20 protein-coding genes are annotated in these 17,634 nt (G+C 60.4%); 13 read left to right on the plus strand and 7 right to left on the minus strand.

Translation table 11 applies throughout. The annotated features are described in order from the left end of the window. Nucleotides 1-4: 4 nt before the first annotated feature. Entirely contained in the window at nucleotides 5-1,039 is a 1,035-nt protein-coding gene (locus tag PMI11_RS13890) for a polysaccharide deacetylase family protein (RefSeq protein ID WP_007817966.1), read from the minus strand. Between the two features lie 233 nt (nucleotides 1,040-1,272). Between PMI11_RS13890 and PMI11_RS13895 the strand changes: the two genes are divergently transcribed. Continuing rightward, the gene (locus PMI11_RS13895) at nucleotides 1,273-2,559 is read left to right on the plus strand and encodes a D-alanyl-D-alanine carboxypeptidase family protein (RefSeq protein ID WP_007817968.1); all 1,287 of its coding nucleotides are present in this window, start codon (nucleotides 1,273-1,275) and stop codon (nucleotides 2,557-2,559) included. A gap of 63 nt (nucleotides 2,560-2,622) precedes the next feature. Beyond that, nucleotides 2,623-2,931, plus strand: a complete 309-nt coding sequence (locus PMI11_RS13900) for a MazG nucleotide pyrophosphohydrolase domain-containing protein (RefSeq protein ID WP_007817969.1) — start codon at nucleotides 2,623-2,625, stop codon at nucleotides 2,929-2,931. Here PMI11_RS13900 and PMI11_RS13905 read toward each other — a convergent pair. From PMI11_RS13905 to PMI11_RS13920, 4 genes are all read right to left on the minus strand, one after another. Continuing rightward, the gene (locus tag PMI11_RS13905) at nucleotides 2,912-3,538 is read right to left on the minus strand and encodes a hypothetical protein (protein ID WP_157179629.1); all 627 of its coding nucleotides are present in this window, start codon (nucleotides 3,536-3,538) and stop codon (nucleotides 2,912-2,914) included. The two genes, PMI11_RS13900 and PMI11_RS13905, sit on opposite strands and share 20 nt — an antisense overlap. Nucleotides 3,539-3,580: 42 nt before the next feature. Then, nucleotides 3,581-4,069 carry a GNAT family N-acetyltransferase gene (locus PMI11_RS13910; protein ID WP_007817975.1) on the minus strand — a complete coding sequence of 163 codons (489 nt, stop codon included), beginning with the start codon at nucleotides 4,067-4,069 and terminating at the stop codon, nucleotides 3,581-3,583. A 12-nt stretch (nucleotides 4,070-4,081) separates the two neighbouring features. Then, entirely contained in the window at nucleotides 4,082-5,497 is a 1,416-nt protein-coding gene (tldD, locus tag PMI11_RS13915; RefSeq protein ID WP_007817977.1) for a metalloprotease TldD, read from the minus strand. An 81-nt stretch (nucleotides 5,498-5,578) separates the two neighbouring features. Further along, nucleotides 5,579-6,241: an invasion associated locus B family protein gene (locus PMI11_RS13920; RefSeq protein ID WP_193385607.1), complete on the minus strand. Its 663-nt coding sequence runs from the start codon at nucleotides 6,239-6,241 to the stop codon at nucleotides 5,579-5,581. Between the two features lie 314 nt (nucleotides 6,242-6,555). On the opposite strand from PMI11_RS13920, the gene coxB reads away from it, so the two are divergent. The 6 genes from coxB to PMI11_RS13950 all read left to right on the plus strand — a co-directional run bounded on the left by coxB (nucleotide 6,556) and on the right by PMI11_RS13950 (nucleotide 11,875). After that, a complete protein-coding gene (gene coxB, locus PMI11_RS13925; RefSeq protein ID WP_007817981.1) occupies nucleotides 6,556-7,449 on the plus strand; it encodes a cytochrome c oxidase subunit II in 894 nt (297 codons plus the stop codon). Nucleotides 7,450-7,466: 17 nt separating this feature from the next. Continuing rightward, nucleotides 7,467-9,170, plus strand: coding sequence for a cytochrome c oxidase subunit I (gene ctaD, locus PMI11_RS13930; RefSeq protein ID WP_007817983.1), 1,704 nt, complete (start codon nucleotides 7,467-7,469; stop codon nucleotides 9,168-9,170). A 65-nt stretch (nucleotides 9,171-9,235) separates the two neighbouring features. After that, the gene (locus PMI11_RS13935; protein ID WP_007817985.1) at nucleotides 9,236-10,192 is read left to right on the plus strand and encodes a heme o synthase; all 957 of its coding nucleotides are present in this window, start codon (nucleotides 9,236-9,238) and stop codon (nucleotides 10,190-10,192) included. Continuing rightward, nucleotides 10,192-10,329 (plus strand): hypothetical protein, encoded by a 138-nt coding sequence (locus PMI11_RS37705; RefSeq protein ID WP_007817987.1) that lies wholly within the window; start codon nucleotides 10,192-10,194, stop codon nucleotides 10,327-10,329. The genes PMI11_RS13935 and PMI11_RS37705 overlap by 1 nt, the downstream gene beginning before the upstream one ends. Nucleotides 10,330-10,333: 4 nt before the next feature. Next, complete coding sequence (locus PMI11_RS13945) at nucleotides 10,334-10,939, plus strand: cytochrome c oxidase assembly protein (RefSeq protein WP_007817989.1); 606 nt, start codon at nucleotides 10,334-10,336, stop codon at nucleotides 10,937-10,939. A gap of 57 nt (nucleotides 10,940-10,996) precedes the next feature. After that, nucleotides 10,997-11,875, plus strand: coding sequence for a cytochrome c oxidase subunit 3 (locus PMI11_RS13950; RefSeq protein ID WP_007817991.1), 879 nt, complete (start codon nucleotides 10,997-10,999; stop codon nucleotides 11,873-11,875). 180 nt (nucleotides 11,876-12,055) lie between these two features. Here the strand turns inward: PMI11_RS13950 and PMI11_RS13955 are convergent, their stop codons facing one another. Then, nucleotides 12,056-12,697: a chloramphenicol phosphotransferase CPT family protein gene (locus tag PMI11_RS13955; RefSeq protein ID WP_007817993.1), complete on the minus strand. Its 642-nt coding sequence runs from the start codon at nucleotides 12,695-12,697 to the stop codon at nucleotides 12,056-12,058. A 126-nt stretch (nucleotides 12,698-12,823) separates the two neighbouring features. Between PMI11_RS13955 and PMI11_RS13960 the strand changes: the two genes are divergently transcribed. The 5 genes from PMI11_RS13960 (at nucleotide 12,824) to rnhA (ending at nucleotide 16,497) form a co-directional block, all read left to right on the plus strand. Further along, nucleotides 12,824-13,204: a DUF983 domain-containing protein gene (locus tag PMI11_RS13960; protein WP_007817996.1), complete on the plus strand. Its 381-nt coding sequence runs from the start codon at nucleotides 12,824-12,826 to the stop codon at nucleotides 13,202-13,204. After that, entirely contained in the window at nucleotides 13,197-13,949 is a 753-nt protein-coding gene (locus PMI11_RS13965; RefSeq protein ID WP_007817998.1) for an SURF1 family protein, read from the plus strand. The genes PMI11_RS13960 and PMI11_RS13965 overlap by 8 nt, the downstream gene beginning before the upstream one ends. A 61-nt stretch (nucleotides 13,950-14,010) precedes the next feature. Continuing rightward, nucleotides 14,011-15,015 carry a 4-hydroxy-3-methylbut-2-enyl diphosphate reductase gene (ispH, locus tag PMI11_RS13970; protein WP_007818000.1) on the plus strand — a complete coding sequence of 335 codons (1,005 nt, stop codon included), beginning with the start codon at nucleotides 14,011-14,013 and terminating at the stop codon, nucleotides 15,013-15,015. Nucleotides 15,016-15,082: 67 nt separating this feature from the next. Then, nucleotides 15,083-16,048: a homoserine kinase gene (locus tag PMI11_RS13975; RefSeq protein WP_007818002.1), complete on the plus strand. Its 966-nt coding sequence runs from the start codon at nucleotides 15,083-15,085 to the stop codon at nucleotides 16,046-16,048. Then, nucleotides 16,045-16,497, plus strand: coding sequence for a ribonuclease HI (gene rnhA, locus PMI11_RS13980; protein WP_007818004.1), 453 nt, complete (start codon nucleotides 16,045-16,047; stop codon nucleotides 16,495-16,497). The genes PMI11_RS13975 and rnhA overlap by 4 nt, the downstream gene beginning before the upstream one ends. Here the strand turns inward: rnhA and PMI11_RS13985 are convergent, their stop codons facing one another. Further along, a complete protein-coding gene (locus tag PMI11_RS13985; RefSeq protein ID WP_007818005.1) occupies nucleotides 16,498-17,574 on the minus strand; it encodes a zinc-binding metallopeptidase family protein in 1,077 nt (358 codons plus the stop codon). It lies immediately after the preceding gene. Nucleotides 17,575-17,634 lie beyond the last annotated feature (60 nt).

Raw genomic sequence — 17,634 nt, forward strand, 5'->3', positions numbered from 1 at the left:
GGGCTTATTTCCCGAGCAGTTTCAATGGAATGCCTGATGCCAGCGCCGAAACATGGCGTGGCTTCTGGTAAAAGCCGTTGAGTGAGATGCGCGGCATATAGGTGGGCAAGCTTGCGGTCGGAAAGCCTGGCTGCGTTGTTACCGCGATGGCAAATCCGAGCTTTGCCGCAAGGTCCGCTTCGCGGCCCGTTGCTGCCTCCGGCGTGCCGTAGGGAAAAGCGATCGTCCGGGGGCGAGTGCCGGTGATCGACTCGAGATAATCGGCCGAGATTTCCATCTCGATCCGAGCTTCCGCATGCGGCAGCCGGGCAAGCGCCCGGTGGCTGATCGTATGGGCGCCGAGACTGGCGAGCGGGCTTGCGGTGAGCTCGCGCAGTTCCTGTGGCTCCATGACCAGTTCCCGCGTGATGTCGACCGGCTCTATACCGTGGCGCCGCGCCAGTGCATCCACCTCCGAGATGGCGCGACTTTCGTCCTGCCTGTGGATAAACTCGGCAAGCCGGTCGAAGGCGTCCCATTTCCGGACGGGCGTATCGAGCGCCAGCCTCTCTCTGCCGCGGCCGAAATTGAACTCGATGCTGTTCTCCCTGCCGAGCAGCAGCGCCAGCGTCTCCCACCAGATGCTGTGCGAACCTTCGGCAAAGCCTTGCGTAATGAAAACCGTAAAGGGTGCGCCATGCCGTTCGAAAACGGGCAGGGCATGGACGAGATTGTTGCGATACCCATCATCCAGCGTGAAGGCGGCGAACAGGCGATCGTCCTGCGGGTCCGCCAAGAGGGAGGGCACCGCATCGAGCGGCACGAAACGATAGCCGCTCTGCTTCAGCCGCCGAAGCGCCGCGTCCAGAAATTCCGGCGTGATTTCAAGATGTTGGTTTGGCTCGAACGGTTGGGCGATATGCGGGCGTACATGATGGAGCGTGAAGATGACGACGCGTCCGCGGGCCTCTTTCATGAGCCCGGCGGCATTCGCCAGCCAGGCCGCTTCCAGCCCGCCGCCGATCGCGATGCGCTTCAGACGCCGCTTCCACTGCCCCATTTTTTCCGTGACCCCGCTTTGTAATCGTGTCACACAGACTATCCATGCCGCCGTTAAACCTTGCTGAATCCCGGTTGGAAAGCGGTTTATTTACCGGCCTTTAACCAAGCGAAACAAAAGCTTGGAAAAAACTTGGGCGTTGCCTCAAAGTCGCGCCAGATTGTGGGCATCTGTCACAATACGGGACATAATTCCGGTTGTAGCGACTCGCCGGATATAATGAGGGGAAGTGCATGAGAAGGCTTTTGGCTGTCATTTTGACCGCGACGCTGGCAATTACTGCACCCGTTGCGGCCTTTGCCGGAAGCGCCTCCCTCGTGCTCGATGCCCGCACCGGCAAGGTCCTTGCGTCCGAAAATGGTGACACGCTGAACCACCCGGCCTCGCTGACGAAGATGATGACGCTCTATCTCACCTTCGAGGCGCTCAATCGCGGTAAGATCACCTGGGATACACCGATCATCATGTCGAAATATGCGGCCTCCCGTCCGCCGACGAAGCTCGGCGTGAAAGCGGGCGGTACGATCACCGTGCGTGAGGCGGTCTATGGCATGATCGTCAAGTCGGCCAACGATGCTGCTGCTGCCGTCGGTGAAAAGCTCGGCGGTTCGGAAAGCAATTTCGCCCGGCTCATGACCGAGAAGGCCCGCCAGCTCGGCATGAGCCGCACGGTCTTCGTCAATGCATCTGGCCTGCCGGACGCGCGCCAGATCACGACTGCGCGCGACATGTCCACGCTCGCCGTGGCGCTGCTGAACAATTATCCCAACGAATATCGTCTCTTCTCCATCGCAAGCTTCAATTTCCGTGGCCAGACCATCCGCGGCCACAACAATCTCATGTATCGCTATCAGGGCATGGACGGCATCAAGACCGGTTATACCAATGCCTCCGGCTTCAACATCGTCAGCGCCGTGAAGGACGGCAACCGCCGCGTGGTTGGCGTGGTGCTCGGTGGTCGCACGGCCCGCAGCCGCGACGCCAAGATGGCCGGATTGTTCGACCGCTATATGGGACGTGCCTCCTCCGGCAACGCCAAGCTGACCGCCAGCATTAATGCAAAACAGCAGGTCGAAGTCGCCTCGGCTGCTGATGATACCGATGTTCCCGCGCCGGCGAGCGCGCCGCGCGTTGCGGACGAGGCAGCAACACCCGCACCGAAGGCGCTCGGCTTTGCCAATGATGGAGTTATCCCGCTTGAGCGCCCGGCGGCAATGGACGAGATAATGAATGCCGGCAAGGCGCCGAAAGCGCCGGCAGGCAAGGCAGGTGGCTGGCAAATCCAGATCTCGGCCGCCCCGAGCGCCGATGCTGCCCGCGCGCTTCTTGCGCAGGCCCAATCCGAGGCAGGTGCGCCGCTCGTTTCCGCTTCGCCCTACACCGAAGCTGTGGGGAAGGGGCCCAACACGATTTACCGCGCCCGTTTCGTCGGCTTCCAGAGCAAGGAAGATGCGACCTCCGCTTGTGATGCTCTGAAGAAGCGCTCATATGACTGCATGCTTCTGCCGAACCAGGGCTGAGCTGGCTACTCTGGACAATTTCCGGGAATCGGCGCTCTCCTCATAAACAAAAGGAGAACGTCCATGCTGCAACGGCTCGCCGATCAGTTCGAAACATCATCCTCCGCCTACGCCGCCGCCAACGACATCGAGCGTGATGCCGACTGGTTTCTGCTGAAACTGCAGGAGGAGATGGGTGAACTGACCCAGGCCTGGAACCGGCTGACCGGCCGCGGCCGTGCCAAAGGCCGCTCACCCGAGGAGATGGAGCGCGACCTCGCGGACGAAACCGCCGATATCCTCGGCCATGTCCTGCTCTTTGCCCGTCGCCATGACATCGATCTCGCCGCTGCGATCGAGCGGAAATGGAAATTCAGGCCTTCGGCGCAGTAACGTTTCGTGCTTCGCGTCTTTGCGCGATCCACCATTGGCATTGTTCTTCTGTATAGCCGAGCAGTCGCCCCAGGCGATACTCGCTTTCGTCCGTCCAATGCCTTTCGCTCATCAGCTCGGTGTAGGCATCGAACCGCCATTCTTCTTTCGGCAGCGCGTAGAGAATGCGAACCAGGTGAAGCTTGCCCTCAACGAATGGCTCGACCCGTTCGATGATTGCACCTTTGTCGACGTAGGGCCGAAAGTAGGCTCGGATCTCCTTCGGGATCCACGAGCTTTCTTCGTCCGAAAACATAGCGAATGGCTTGCGGCCATCCAGCATCAGCGCGAGCTCGAAGTTAGTATGGACCAGATAGGGCACGCTATCGATCCATTGCGGCCGCGTGAGCACAACCTCGCCATCCGGTTCGGGAAAGGGGAGGGCCAGCATCAAAGACAGCCCATCCAGTTCGCCTTTCTCAAGGTAGAAGAGATGCTCCGTCAGCTCGGACGTTTCTACGTCGAGAATGGCGGCAACAGCCTCCATCGGGGCCTCGAAGCGCATCTCATGCGCCGAGCAACCCGTCTCGGGTGACAGGAATTTCAGCAGAAATGTCTCCGTCGCCAAGCAACGCCCCATCGGCTCGATGTTCTATTGCTTGAGGCTAACCTAAATTGTCCGCCGATAGAACTTGCTGTCGACGGCCATCCGCGGGAATGCTCGCGGCAGGTCTTTGCTGGTGATCTCGGAGAAACCGTTCTTTTCATAGAACCGGTGCGCAGCAAGAAACTTCTCGGTCGTGCCGAGGAATATGTCGGTTACGCCGACTTCACCGGCATGGGCAAGGAGCGCCTCGAGCAGCCGGGTGGCCACACCATGTTCGCGGCCTCGCACCTCGGCGGCCACGAACATCTTCCGAAGAGCCGCCTGGTTGTTGCCAATATCCTTGAGGCCGAGCGTGCCGACGACGGCGCCATCCTTGACCGCCACCCAGAACTGGCCTTTGCCGGACTGGTAGAAGTCGGGAATGACGCGCAGGTCCGGCTGCGCGTCGGCGGTGATATGAATGTCGAATTCTTCGCGCTGGATCGGCAGGATGACCGAGATCACGCCGTCGGCATCGTCGGGAGCGAAGGTTCTGATCTCGATTTCGACCATGACACTATCGCCTCAGGCTTGAGTACCGCCGACGGTCACCTGATCCATCCGCAGATGCGGCTGGCCGACGCCGACCGGCACCCACTGGCCCGCCTTGCCGCAATTGCCGATGCCGGTATCGAGCTTCATGTCGTTGCCGATCATGGAAACACGCTTCATCGCATCCGGGCCGTTGCCGATCAGCATGGCGCCCTTGATCGGTGCGCCAATCTTGCCGTTCTCGATAAGATAGGCCTCGGTGCAGCCGAAGACGAATTTGCCCGATGTGATATCCACCTGGCCGCCACCGAAGGAGACGGCATAGACGCCCTTTTTCACCGAAGAGATGATCTCTTCCGGCGTCTTGTCGCCGCCGAGCATATAGGTGTTGGTCATGCGCGGCATCGGCACATGCGCATAGCCTTGGCGGCGGCCGTTGCCGGTCGGCGCCATGCCCATCAGCCGGGCGTTCTGCCGGTCCTGCATGTAGCCGACGAGCTTGCCGTTTTCGATCAGCACGTTGTAGGCGGACGGTGTGCCTTCGTCGTCAATGGTGATGGAGCCGCGGCGGCTGTCGATCGTGCCGTCGTCGACGACGGTCACGCCCGGTACCGCCACCATCTGGCCCAAGAGACCCGCAAAAGCAGATGTCTTCTTGCGGTTGAAGTCACCTTCGAGGCCATGGCCTACAGCCTCGTGCAGCATGACGCCCGGCCAGCCGGAGCCGAGCACGACATCCATCGTGCCAGCCGGCGCATCGATCGCTTCGAGGTTGACGAGTGCCTGGCGCAACGCCTCATCGGCGCCGTGCTGCCAGCTTCCGGTCGCGATGAAATCGCCGAAACCGATGCGGCCGCCCTGGCCATAGGAGCCGCTTTCCTGCCGGTCACCTTCGCCAACCATGACGGAGATGTTGATACGCGTCATGGGACGGATATCCTGTACGCGATGGCCATCGGCGCGCAGGATATCGACCACCTGCCAGCTTGCCGCGACCGAAGCCGTGACCTGCCGCACCTTGTCATTCTTGCCGCGCAGATAGGCATCGATATCGGTCAACACCTTCACCTTTTCCTCGAAGGTGGGTGAACCGATCGGGTTCTCGTCGGTGTAGAGCTTGCGGTTGGTGCGCTGGGGCGCTGCCGCGTAAGAGCCAGAATAACCGCGCGTCACGGCGCTGACTGCGTCGGCTGCCCGCTTTAGCGCTGAGACGGAGAGATCGCCCGCATGCGCATAGCCGACGGCTTCGCCTGCCACTGCGCGCAGGCCAAAACCCTGTTCGGTGTTGAAGCTGCCGCCCTTGAGGCGACCATTGTCGAAGGTCAGCGATTCCGCCTGCGCGTGCTCGATGAAGAGCTCGCCGTCATCGGCGCCGGAAAGCGCCTCGGCAACATGCTTGCGCATGGCGGCTTCATCGGCATCGAAAAGCGTCAGGAGATCGGTGGTCATGGTTTTATGCTCCGCAAGAAGAGCGGTAATGCTCAATAGCCGATGTAGGTCTGATGCGCTGCGCGAGCAAGCCCTGCCGCATCAGGGCAGGGCGTCGTAGCCTTCCGCGAAGCCCTTGAGGTCGACGGGAATGCCGATGCCTTCTTCTGGCGTCTGGAAGACGATGAAGGTCGCCTGCGCGCCGCTGCGGAAGGTCTTGAGCAGTTCGTCCTCGAGAACGACTTCGGCATAGCAGCCGTCGGCGAAGCAGCGCACGAAATAGGCGCGGCCGATATCCTTGCCGTCGACATTGAGGCCGAGGCCGTTCGGCAGCAGGACGCCGAGCGGTGCCAGCACGCGCAGAATCTTCGACTTGCGGTCAGCCGTCTTCAGGACGACGACGGACAGGCCCACTTCCGGACGGTCTTCGGCGATGACATTCTGCATCAACGCGCACTGCTCGGTCGAGGCACCCGCCGGCTTGTCGCAGACGACGGACCATGCGCCATGGTTGGAACGGACCGTGCCCGGTGCCGGTGGCTGGGCCTGGCTAGGCGTCACCTGCTCGACGTTCGGCGTCGTGGACGGCGCGGGCTGTTGCGTCGGGGCGGGCTTCGCAGCAGGCGCGGCAGGACGCGACTGCGCGGGCGCTGGCGTCTGCTGAGCGAAAACGGGGCTCGTCGCGGCGGTCGCGATGCCCGCGGTCAGTACAAAAGACCGCGCGAGGGAACGGAAACCCATGAAAACCTCTGGATATCGAATCATTGCCGCTATTTGTGAGGCTGCCCACAGAAAATGAAAAGCCCCACCCCGTGAAAACCGGGGGACTGCGGCAGAAATAGGACCTCGCCAAAAGAATGTGCAGCCTGCGGATTGGCCCTGAAGCGCGTTTTTCGTATGCTGATGAAAAGCTTGCAATGTTTTGCCGTGACTGAGGAGGCAGTCTTTGAGCAAATATGCCGCATAGACAATTGCTTCTGCCTGTTGCGGCGGATGCCAAACTGTGGTTTGAAGCGCAGAAGATGGCAAGGATTCTGCGTCCGATTTGATGCAGATCAGCGCTCGAGGGAGATTACAAGGTGATTAAGAAGGCTTTTGCAGCTCTGACCGCGCTGGTCTGTCTGCTTTTTGCTTCCGGCACATATGCCGATCAGCCGATGCCGTGGCAGGCTACCCTGCAGCCGGCAGCGACGCCGATCATGCGGGAGATCCACTGGTTCGAACAATACACGCTGTGGTTCATCGTTCCGATCACGCTGTTTGTTCTCGTTCTCCTTCTGGTCGTCTGTTTCAAGTTCCGTGCTTCGGCAAACCCGGTTCCCTCCAAGACGAGCCACAATACGGTGATCGAAGTCATCTGGACCGTGGGGCCGGTCCTAGTACTTCTCTTCCTCGCCATTCCCTCCTTCACGCTGCTGACCGCGCAGCTCACCCTGCCGGAAAACCCTGATGTGACCATCAAGGCGACCGCGACCCAGTGGCAGTGGAACTATGAATATGAAGGTTCGGGCGAAACGCCCGTCGCCTTCGACTCCTATCTTCTGAAGGAGCCGGATCGTGCCGCTGCCGGCAAGACCGATCTTGGCGTCTATCCGCGCCTGCTCGCCGTCGATAACGAACTCGTGCTGCCGGTCAACAAGACCGTTCGCGTTCTCGTCACCGCCGCGCCGACCGACGTTATCCACGCTTTCGCCATGCCGTCTTTCGGCGTCAAGATCGACGCCGTTCCGGGCCGTCTGAACGAAACCTGGTTCCGCGCCGAGCGTGAGGGCCTTTTCTACGGCCAGTGTTCCGAGCTTTGCGGCAAGGACCATGCGTTCATGCCGATCGCCATCCGCGTCGTCTCCGAGGACAAGTACAAGCAGTGGCTGGCTTCGGCCGCGACTGACTTGCCCGGCGCCTACAAGACACTGATCGCCGCTGCCGATGGTTCTGCAAAGACCGTCGATGTCGCTGAAAACGTCGCAAAGTAAGATAGGGGATCGGGACAATGGCTGGACCTTCCGCTCACGACGATCATTCTCATGATCACCACGCTCATGACGCTCACGCGCATGACGACCATCACGATCACTCGCACACCCCGAGCTTTGCCGACCGCTGGTTCTTCTCTACGAACCACAAGGATATCGGCACGCTCTACCTGATCTTCGCGATCTTCGCCGGTATCGTCGGCGGCCTTCTCTCCGTTGCCATGCGCATGGAGCTGCAGGAGCCTGGCATCCAGATCTTCCACGGCCTGGCCTCCATGGTCTACGGCTTCGAAGGCGATGCCGCCATCGATGGCGCCAAGCACATGTTCAACGTCTTCACCACCGCTCACGCGCTGATCATGATCTTCTTCATGGTCATGCCGGCGATGATCGGCGGTTTCGCCAACTGGATGGTGCCGATCATGATCGGCGCGCCCGACATGGCCTTCCCGCGTCTGAACAACATCTCCTTCTGGCTGATCGTTCCGGCCTTCCTGCTGCTGGTCATTTCGATGTTCGTCGAAGGCCCGGCCGGCGCATACGGCGCAGGCGGTGGCTGGACCATGTATCCGCCGCTGGCAGTCGGCGGTCAGCCGGGTCCGGCAGTCGACCTTGCGATCTTCTCGCTGCACATTGCCGGCGCCTCGTCGATCCTCGGTGCGATCAACTTCATCACCACAATCCTCAATATGCGCGCTCCGGGCATGACGCTGCACAAGATGCCGCTCTTTGCCTGGGCCGTGCTGATCACCGCCTTCCTGCTGCTGCTCTCGCTGCCGGTTCTGGCGGGCGCCATCACTATGGTGCTCACCGACCGTAACTTCGGTACGGCCTTCTTCGCGCCGGAAGGCGGCGGCGACCCGATCCTCTATCAGCACCTGTTCTGGTTCTTCGGTCATCCGGAAGTCTACATCCTGATCCTGCCGGGCTTCGGCATCGTCAGCCACATCGTATCGACCTTCTCGAAGAAGCCGGTCTTCGGTTACCTCGGCATGGCCTACGCCATGGTTGCCATCGGCGCCGTCGGCTTCGTCGTCTGGGCTCACCACATGTACACGGTCGGCCTGTCGCTCGACGCGCAGCGCTACTTCGTCTTCGCGACGATGGTCATCGCCGTTCCGACGGGCGTGAAGATCTTCTCCTGGATCGCAACGATGTGGGGTGGCTCGATCACCTTCCGCACGCCGATGATCTGGGCGATCGGCTTCATCTTCCTCTTCACCGTCGGTGGCGTCACGGGCGTCCAGCTCGCAAACGCCGGCCTCGACCGCTCGCTGCATGACACCTATTACGTCGTGGCTCACTTCCACTACGTTCTGTCCCTCGGCGCCGTCTTCGCCATCTTCGCTGCCTGGTATTACTGGTTCCCGAAGATGACCGGCTACATGTACAGCGAGTTCCTCGGCAAGCTGCATTTCTGGGTCATGTTCATCGGTGTGAACCTGGTGTTCTTCCCGCAGCATTTCCTCGGCCTCGCCGGCATGCCGCGCCGCTACATCGACTATCCGGATGCATTTGCCGGCTGGAATTATGTCTCGTCGATCGGCTCTTATATCTCCTTCGTCGGCGTGATCATCTTCCTCGTCGGTGTCTGGGAAGCCTTCGCCAAGAAGCGCGTTGCCGGTGACAATCCGTGGGGTGAGGGCGCAACGACCCTCGAGTGGCAGCTGCCTTCGCCGCCGCCCTACCATCAGTGGGAACAGCTTCCGCGCATCAAGTAAGATGCCGGATCCAGACGCCGCAGGCCTCTGCGGCGTCTGGCGATTGAGGAATTCAGGACGGAATGATGACGGTAATCGACAATCACGAGGCTCTTGCTGAAGACGGCGACTTTCGCCTGTCGGAAGCCAGTGCACGCGATTATTTCGAGCTTCTGAAGCCGCGGGTCATGTCGCTCGTGGTCTTCACGGCCTTTGCCGGCCTGGTGCTGGCGCCGGACCACATCAACCCCGTTCTCGGCCTGATCGCCATTCTCTGCATTGCCGTCGGTGCAGGCGCATCGGGTGCACTGAACATGTGGTATGACGCCGACATCGACGCCGTCATGAGCCGCACTGCGAAACGCCCGATCCCGGCCGGCCGCATCAAGCCCAAGGAGGCCCTGGCCTTCGGCCTCGTGCTCTCCTGCTTCTCGGTGACGATCCTGGGCCTCGCGATCAACTGGCTGTCGGCCTCGATCCTTGCCTTCACCATCTTCTTCTATGCCGTCATCTATACGATGTGGCTGAAGCGCTCGACGCCGCAGAACATCGTCATCGGTGGTGCGGCCGGCGCTTTCCCGCCGATGATCGGCTGGGCCTGCGTGACCAATTCCGTCACGATCGAGAGCACCGTTCTCTTCCTGATCATCTTCCTGTGGACTCCGGCGCATTTCTGGGCGCTCGCCCTCTTCAAGATGCGGGATTACGAAGCGGTTGGCGTGCCGATGCTGCCGAATGTGTCGGGTGAGCGCACCACCAAGCACCAGATCGTTGCCTATGCCGTGCTGACGGCTATCTGTGCGGTGCTGCCGACCTTCCTCGGCTTTGCCAGTGTCGGTTATGGCGTGGTAGCCGCGGCACTCGGCGCGGTCTTCATATACTGTTCCATCGCCGTCTGGCGCATGCCCGACGGCGATCTCAAGATGATCCCGGCGAAGAAGTTGTTCGGCTTCTCGATCTTCTATCTTTTCGCCGTGTTCTCCGCGCTGATGCTCGACCGGCTGGTCGCCATGCTGGCCTCGTATGCAGGAGGCTCGTTCTGATGGAATTGGTCAAGCTTACTGAAGCGCAACGCAAGTCGCGCCGCAATCGCAACATTGCGCTCGGTGTCGTGCTCGCCGGTCTGGTAATCCTTTTTTACGTCATCACCATCGTCAAGTTCCTCGGACATGGAGGCTGATGGGATGAGCGACGTCGTCAACGCACCGAAGAAGCCGCGCAACAACGCTGCCGTCGTCTTCATGTGCCTGAGCTTCGTCGTCGGTATGGGCGCGGCAAGCTATGCCGCCGTGCCGCTCTATCGGCTCTTCTGCCAGGTAACCGGCTATAACGGCACGACACAGCGTGTTGATCAGGTTTCGAGCGTCATTCTCGACCGTACGATGCGTGTTACCTTCGACGCCAACGTCGCTCCCGGCCTGCAGTGGGAATTCAAGCCGGTCGAGCGCGAGGTCAATCCGAAGATCGGCGAGACCATCCAGGTCAATTTCATCGCCGAAAACCGTTCCAACGAAACCCAGCGCGGCCAGGCGATCTTCAACGTGACGCCGGGCGAGGCGGGCGCCTATTTCAACAAGGTGCAATGTTTCTGCTTTAATGAAACGGACCTGAAGCCGGGCGAGAAGCTTGAAATGCCGGTCGTGTTCTACATCGATCCGGAAATTACCAAGGCCGCTGAATCGAAAAGCATTCACACGGTCACGCTGTCATACACGTTCTATCCTAAAGAGGGTCCGAAGCCGGTGGCTTCGAATGAGGATGGAACGGGACAGGCTGAAAAGAAACTTTGATTGAGGAGTGTTTCCGGCCGTGCCGGAAGCGGAGAAGGAAGACACCGGGGATCTGACATGGCCGATGCTCATCAGAAGAATCACGACTATCACATCATAGCTCCGAGCCCGTGGCCGATACTGGCCTCGCTCGGCGCATTCCTGATGGCCTTTGGCGGCGTCGGCTACATGCGCTACCTGAACGGCGGCTCGCTGCATGTTTTCGGTATCGAATGGGCCCATCCGTGGCTCTTCTTCATCGGGCTGGCTGTCGTTTTCTACGTCATGTACGGCTGGTGGTCCGACACCGTGAAGGAAGCCCATGAGGGCGCCCATACACGCGTCGTGTCGCTGCACCTGCGCTACGGCATGATCATGTTCATTGCTTCGGAAGTGATGTTCTTCGTCGCCTGGTTCTGGGCCTATTTCGACGCCAGCCTCTTTCCGCACGAGGCAATCCAGGCTTCGCGCCTTGCCTATACCGGCGGTGTCTGGCCGCCAAAGGGCATCGAGGTTCTCGATCCCTGGCACCTGCCGATCTACAACACCGTCATCCTGCTGCTCTCGGGCACGACGGTGACCTGGGCGCACCACGCTCTGCTGCATAACGACCGCAAGGGCCTTATCCAGGGTCTGACGCTGACGGTCCTGCTTGGCGTGCTCTTCTCCTCCGTCCAGGCCTATGAATATGCTCATGCTCCGTTCGAGTTCCGCAACTCGATCTACGGCGCGACCTTCTTCATGGCCACCGGTTTCCACGGCTTCCACGTTCTGGTCGGCACCATTTTCCTGCTGGTCTGCCTCATCAGGGCGTTGCGCGGCGACTTTACGCCGAAGCAGCACTTCGGCTTCGAGGCGGCTGCCTGGTACTGGCACTTCGTCGACGTCGTCTGGCTGTTCCTGTTCTTCTGCATCTACGTCTGGGGCGGCTGGGGCGCTCCGGTTGCGGCAGGCTGATCGAGACCGGATAGAAATCAAAAAAGGCGGGTGCCATCGGCCCCGCCTTTTTCTTTGTCTCGGAGATAGAGCATTTCCGTCTTTCTTCGAAACGCGAAAATGCTCTATCTCTTTGTTTTCACGCAATTCCGGACGCAAAACCGCTGCGCACTTTTGCTGGTATTGCTCTGGCTCTTCGTCTTACCGTTGACCAGCCAGCTTCTCGAAGGCCGAAGGCTCGGGAATGCCGAGGTCCAGCTGATGGCGGATCGCCTCGGCGCATTCGAGCGCGGTCAGCACCGATGTATCGACCTCCATGTCGTAGAGGCCGGGACGATGAACCTCGTCCTGCCAGCGCTGTACCGGTTCAGGCACGGGTGTCTCCCCGGTAGCGCGCAGGTAGAGGGTCTCACGCCCTTCCTCCACAATTTCCCGCCGCTGCATGATCGTCTCGATCGGACATTTGACGCCGACGAACAGGACGGGAAAACCGTCTAGTCGTCTGGCGCAGTCGCCGAGGATGCCGAGTGGCTGCGAATAGCTGTCGTGGTGGCCGAGGTCGGCGACGACGTTGAGCCCCAATCCGGCATGGATGGCGATCGACTCATAAAGCGCTGCATAGAGGAACGGCACGAGTTCTTCGAGATCCGGCCGCTCGCCGCCAGGCCTCAATCCGATACCGGGCAGGTAGCGCTTCGGCGTCATGGCATTATAGGTATCGACGCCGAGGTTGATCCACGGCCCCTCGAATTCTTCCTGGATTGCGCGCGCAATGCTGGATTTGCCGCTTCGCGGTGCGCCGTTCAGGATAATGATCTGTCCGGCATGGCTATCGCTGGTCATCAGTCTTCTTCTTCTGTTTGGCGCGAATCGCTGAGGCGAAACCGCGCAGGCATTTCCATTCGGGATGCGAATACTTTATGGGAGAGTTAAGGCAGACGACGAAAAGCCGCCTGCATGGAGATCGGCATGAACGAAGATAGCGCACAATTTCCACCGGTCGATCCGGTCAAGACCGGCATCAAGGGATGCTGCCCGCGCTGCGGTCATGGGCAGCTCTTCGATGGCGTGCTCGGCCTGAAACCGAACTGCGCCGCCTGCGGGCTGGATTATTCCTTCGCCGATGCAGGCGATGGCCCCGCCGTTTTCGTCATCCTCATCGTCGGCTTCATCATCATCGGTTCGGTGCTCTGGCTGCAGGTCAATTATGCTCCGCCGATCTGGGTTCACATTTTGCTCTTTGCTCCGCTCACAATCATACTCTCCCTGCTGGCGCTGCGCTGGTGCAAGGGCATCCTCATCGCCATGCAATATCGCCATAATGCCCGCGAGGGACGCCTGAGTGACTGACATCGAGAGTCCGGCCCCGCGCCGCAAGCTGCCGGTGTTTACCGGCATAACCGTTCTCATTGCGCTCGCCATCCTGATCTCGCTCGGCACCTGGCAGGTGGAGCGTCTTCACTGGAAGGAAGGCCTGCTCGCCGATATCGCCGAACGCCGAGCCGCAGCCCCGGTTCCGCTCGCCGATATCGAGACCATGGCCGCCCAGGGCGGCGATATCGAATATCGCACGGTCACTGCCACCGGCCGCTACATCAACAACAAGGAGCGCCATTTCTTCGCCACCTGGCGCGGCCAGACCGGCTATTACATCTATACGCCGCTGCAGCTTGCAGACGGGCGCTATATCCTGGTCAACAGAGGCTTCGTTCCCTATGAGAACAAGGAGCCGGAAATGCGCATGCAGGGCCAGTTGACCGGCCAGCAGACGGTAAGCGGCCTCGCGCGTGCCAAACTCCTCGGCAAACCCTCCTCGCTCGTGCCTGACAACGACGTGGCGAAGAATATCTTCTACTGGAAAGATCTCGATGTGATGGCGTCGAGCGTCGACCTCGACAAGGTCGATGTCGTGCCCTTCTTCGTCGATGCCGATTCCACGCCCAACCCGGCGGGCTTTCCGATCGGCGGCGTCACGCAGGTCGATCTGCCGAACGACCATCTGCAATATGCTTTCACCTGGTACGGGTTGGCTGCGGCGCTGCTCGTTGTCGTTGCCATCTCCTGGTTCCGTCCCCGCAAGGGTGCAGCGCAATAGTATCGCTTCAATTCCGACCCATATTGGGTTAGAGGTCCCTGAAGCTTAACCTGGGTATGTTATGAACATTGCGGCAAAACCTCCGTTGACGATCAGGCTCTGCGGTCCGCGCGGCTTCTGCGCCGGCGTCGATCGGGCGATCCAGATCGTCGTGCTGGCGCTGAAGGCTTACGGCGCGCCTGTGTATGTCCGCCACGAGATCGTCCATAACCGCTATGTCGTGGAAGGGTTGGAAGCCAAGGGAGCGGTCTTCGTCGAGGAGCTTGACGAGATCCCGGCGGAGCATCGTGCTCAGCCGGTCGTCTTTTCCGCCCATGGCGTGCCGAAAGCCGTGCCCGAGGATGCGAATGCCCGCAACCTCTTCTATCTCGATGCAACCTGTCCGCTGGTCTCCAAGGTCCACAAGCAGGCGATGCGTCATAATCGCCTCGGCCGCCATGTCGTCCTGATCGGCCACGCCGGCCATCCCGAAGTGATCGGCACCATGGGTCAGTTGCCCGAAGGCACTGTTTCGCTCATCGAAACTGTCGAGGACGCGGACATTTATCAGCCTGATGATCCCGATAATCTCGGCTATGTCACGCAGACGACGCTTTCGGTCGACGATACCGCCGGTGTCATCAAACGGCTGGAAGAGCGCTTCCCCAAGCTGCAGGCTCCGGCCGCTGATTCCATCTGCTATGCCACGACCAACCGCCAGGAAGTGGTGAAGGAAGCAGCCCCCGGCTGCGATCTGTTCATCATTGTCGGTGCGCCGAACTCGTCCAATTCCAAGCGGCTCGTCGAAGTGGCGCTCCGGGCAGGGGCGAAGAAGTCGATCCTCGTGCAGCGCGCTTCCGAGCTCGACTGGGATGAGATCGGCCCGATTGCCACGCTCGGCCTGTCCGCCGGTGCTTCCGCCCCCGAAGTGATCGTCAACGAGATCATCGAGGCCTTCCGCACGCGCTTCGATGCCCGCGTCGAGCTTGCAGAAACCGTGCAGGAAAACGAGCATTTCCTCGTCAATCGCGAACTGCGCAGCCTTGAATTGACGACGGCTGACATGGCATTCGTGAACGGGGAATGAGGTGAGGGTGGCTACCCTCTCTGTCCTGCCTACCTGATGACACCGCCTCTACAGTGAGATACCCACCTTGGCAGTTTATACCGATATCGCCGAAGACGATCTGAAATGGTTTCTCACCGAATATGATGCCGGTACGCTGCTCTCCTACAAGGGCATCGCGGAGGGCGTGGAGAATTCCAATTTCCTGCTGCACACATCCAAGGCGCCGCTCATCCTGACGCTTTACGAAAAGCGGGTGGAAAAGAGCGATCTGCCCTTCTTCCTCGGCCTGATGCAGCATCTGTCGGCCGGCGGCCTGTCCTGCCCCCTGCCGCTGCCGCGCAAGGACGGTGCGCTGCTCGGCACGCTGTCGGGCCGTCCAGCCGCGCTTATATCCTTTCTGGAGGGCATGTGGCTCAGAAAGCCGGAAGCCAAACACTGCCGCGAAGTCGGCAAGGCGCTGGCGCAAATGCATGTTGCTGGCGAAGGTTTTGCACTGACGCGGCCGAATGCCTTGTCGCTGGAAGGCTGGCAGACGCTCTGGGACAAATCCGAGGCACGCGCCGACGAGGTCGAGCCCGGGCTGCAGAACGAGATCCGCAGCGATCTCAATTTCCTGCGGGCCTATTGGCCGAAGGATTTGCCTGATGGCGTCATCCACGCCGATCTTTTCCCTGATAACGTCTTCTTCCTCGGTGACGAGCTCTCGGGCCTCATCGATTTCTATTTCGCCTGCAACGATCTGCTCGCCTATGACGTCTCGATCTGCCTCAATGCCTGGTGCTTCGAGAAGGATGGCGCCTACAACATCACCAAGGGCATGCAGATGCTGGAAGGGTACCAGAGCGTACGGCCGCTGAGCGAGGCGGAGATTAAAGCTCTGCCGGTTCTCTCCCGTGGCTCGGCGCTGCGCTTCTTCCTGACCCGTCTCTACGACTGGCTGACGACGCCTGAGGGCGCGATGGTCACCAAGAAGGATCCGCTGGAATATCTGCGCAAGCTGCGCTTCCACCGCCAGATTTCCTCGCCGGCCGAATATGGACTGAGCCTATGAAGCACATCGATATCTTCACCGACGGGGCATGCTCCGGCAACCCCGGCCCCGGCGGGTGGGGCGCTGTGCTGCGCTACGGCGAGGTCGAGAGGGAACTCTCCGGCGGCGAGGCTGAAACCACCAATAACCGTATGGAACTCCTGGCTGCCATCTCCGCGTTGACTGCCCTGAAGGAGCCCTGCGAAGTCGATCTCTACACCGACAGCGCCTATGTCAAAGACGGCATTTCCAAATGGATCTTCGGCTGGAAAAAGAACGGCTGGAGGACATCGGACAATAAGCCGGTGAAGAATGCCGAACTCTGGCAGGCGCTGGAAGAAGCCCGCAACCGGCACAAGGTGACCCTTCATTGGGTCAAGGGCCACGCCGGCCACTCCGAAAACGAGCGTGCTGATGAGCTCGCCCGCAAGGGTATGGAGCCTTTCAAGAAGAGCAAGAAAGCGGGCTGATCAGGCCGCCTGCCGCTGCTCCATGGCCGCGTGCTGTATCAGTCGGTGCATATATTCCAGCTTCGTCACGACAGGCGGAGACAGCACGAAGGGATAGGAATCCGGCTGTCCCATGCTGCGCTGGATCGCGTTGATCGCAAGGCTGAGCGGCACCCAGGCGCCGACGAGCTGTTCGGCGCTCTGTGCCCGATAGGGATTGAAATCCACTTCACCGGCGATCTCTTCATGCCCGCGCGGATCGATCGCGATGCCGAAGCCACGCGCCGTTTCCAGCGTATCGACGATGTGCAGGTAGTGCGCGAAACATTCTGCGAAATCTTCCCAGGGGTGAACGGAGGCATAGGCGCTGATGAAATTCTCCTGCCAGCCTGCAACTGGCCCATTGGCATAGCGATCCTGTAATGCGGCGCCGTAGTCCTGCCGCTCATCGCCGAAGACTGCGCGGAATTCATCGAATCCATTGCGATCGCGGACCAGCTTGTTCCAGACGAAGTGCCCGGTCTCGTGGCGGAAATGGCCAAGCAGCGTGCGATAGGGTTCATCCATCGCCATGCGCGCCTGCTCGCGGGTCACGTCGTCTGCTTCCGCTGCGCGGATCGCGATCAGCCCGTCTTCATGGCCGGTGATGGCCGGTACAATATTGCCGTCATTCTGCACGGTGTCTTCGAGAAAATCGAAAACGAGGCCGCCTTGCGGGTCTTCCTGCCGGTTGGGATGCGGCAAGTTCCAGCGCAGTAGCGAATAGAAGAGGTGGCGCTGCGCCTGGCTGATGCGGCGCCAGCGGTCGATACCATCTTGCGTGTCGGTATTCGGCACCAGCCGGTTATGCCGGCAGGCGATGCAAAAATCATTGTTGTCATCGACCAGCCAGTTGCAGATGTCGAGGCCCGCATTGGCGCAGAACTGCACAAGCCGGTTCGGATCGGAGACGAGCTGCCAGTTCGCTTCGTCGCGCGATTCCAGCGCATGCATGGAAAGATCGCCCGCAAAGAAGCCGAGGCGATGGTTGCAGCGCACGCACTGCCTGTTGTCGAAATGGATGACCTGATCGCAATTGTCGCAGGCAAACAGCCTCATGGCAGCCCCCTACAGGCAGGATATGACGGAAAATGCCCGCCGCACACGGATGCGACAGGC

It is taken from the genome of Rhizobium sp. CF142, assembly GCF_000281145.1.
Classification (GTDB): Bacteria; Pseudomonadota; Alphaproteobacteria; order Rhizobiales; family Rhizobiaceae; genus Rhizobium.